The following is a 1593-nucleotide window of genomic DNA, read 5'->3' as shown; positions in this document are numbered from 1 at the left end:
TGGACTCCGACCTCAGCGACGACGCCCGGCACGCCGAGGCGCTGGCCGCGCTGCGCGCCCACCCGGCCCTGGAGCAGGCCCGCCGGGACACCGTGCGGTACGCGGAGGAGGCGCGCGCCGCGCTCGCCCCGCTGCGGGAGTGCGACGCCAAGGTGGCGCTGACGGAGCTGTGCGACGCGGTGGTGCACCGGGCCGGATGACCGGCCCGTCCCGGCCCGTCCCGGCCTGGGACGACCACCCGTTCGGCGTCCACCAGGTGGCCGTACCCCGGGTTCCGGCCGCATGCTGCCCTGGGGACGAGTTCGAGCCCCAGGACGAGTTCGAGCCCAGGGACGAGTTCGAGCCCCCTAGGGGTGCCCCCTACGTGTCATACCGCAGTCGTACGCCGAGTTGGCTCCGAGGGCTGACGCTTCCGCACCGCGGATTTGGTCGTATGGACACCACGGACATCACCACTCCTCACCGATTCGGGTGAGAATGGCGGCTCGGGTGGACCAGCGTGAGGGCAGCCGCCGCCGACGACGGAGGTAAGGCACACATGGCACCGTACGAATCCGACGACGCAGTGCGCGCCGAGCGGGACGAGGAGACGCGCTCGGGCCGCCGCAAGGCCGCGCGGTACGCCGTCCCGGTCGCGGTGGTCGGGGTGGCCGCGGCCACCATCGGGCTGGTCCCGGCGCTCGCCGACTCCGGCGACCCGGACCTGCCCAAGGTCACCGCGCAGCAGCTCATCAACAAGATCGCCCAGTCGGACGTGCAGCAGCTGTCCGGCACCGTGAAGATCAGCACCGACCTGGGGCTGCCGGACCTCGGCGGCCTGGAGAACAGCCTCGCCTCCGGCATGGGCCAGGGCTCCGGCGCGGGTTCCGGCTCCGCCGCCGACCCGAGCTCCCGGCTGACCGAACTGGCCTCCGGCACCCACACCCTGCGGGTCGCGGCCGACGGCCCGGACCGGCAGAAGCTCTCGCTCCTGGAGCAGGGCGCCGAGTACAGCGTCATCCACAACGGCAAGGACGTCTGGGGCTACGACAGCAAGAGCGACCAGGTCTCCCACGGCACCGCGTCCGCCGCCGGCAAGGACCGGGCCGAGCCCCCGGCCACGCCCAAGGACTTCGCCCAGCAGGCGCTGAAAGCGGTGGACGACACCACCTCGGTGACCGTCGACGGCACCGCCCAGGTCGCCGGGCGCGACGCCTACAAGCTGCTGATCAAGCCCCGCCAGTCCGGCACCACGGTAGGCGCGATCAGCATCGCCGTGGACGCGAAGACCGGCATGCCGCTGAAGTTCACCCTGACCCCGAGGAGCGGCGGCGCCGCCGTGCTCGACGCGGGCTTCACCCAGGTCTCCTTCGCCCGGCCGGCCGCCGCCACGTTCGCCTTCACCCCGCCGAAGGGCGCGAAGGTCACCGAGCGGCAGGACGGCGCGGGCGCGGAGGCCGGCAGGCCCGGCCTCGGCAAGGGCCTGGAGGGCACGGACGGCGCCAAGGGCCTCGAAGGCGCCAAGGGCGCCCCCAAGGTGATCGGCAAGGGCTGGACCTCCATCGCCACCGTCGACACCGGCGCCAAGGGCGGCCTGCCCACCGGTGCCAAGGG

1 protein-coding gene and 1 pseudogene are annotated in these 1593 nt (G+C 73.6%); both read left to right on the top strand.

All coding sequences use genetic code 11. From position 1 onward, the window contains the following. A pseudogene (locus tag ACPC54_RS41890) lies at window positions 1-200 on the top strand (polyprenyl synthetase family protein); the annotation flags it as partial. A gap of 338 nt (window positions 201-538) precedes the next feature. Continuing rightward, a partial coding sequence (locus ACPC54_RS41885; RefSeq protein WP_498973000.1) for a LolA family protein occupies window positions 539-1593 on the top strand: 1055 nt, incomplete at its 3' end.

The sequence above is a fragment of the Kitasatospora sp. NPDC094028 genome, from assembly GCF_049543595.1.
Lineage (GTDB): Bacteria > Actinomycetota > Actinomycetes > Streptomycetales > Streptomycetaceae > Kitasatospora.
This window is presented reverse-complemented; position numbering and strand designations above follow the sequence as displayed.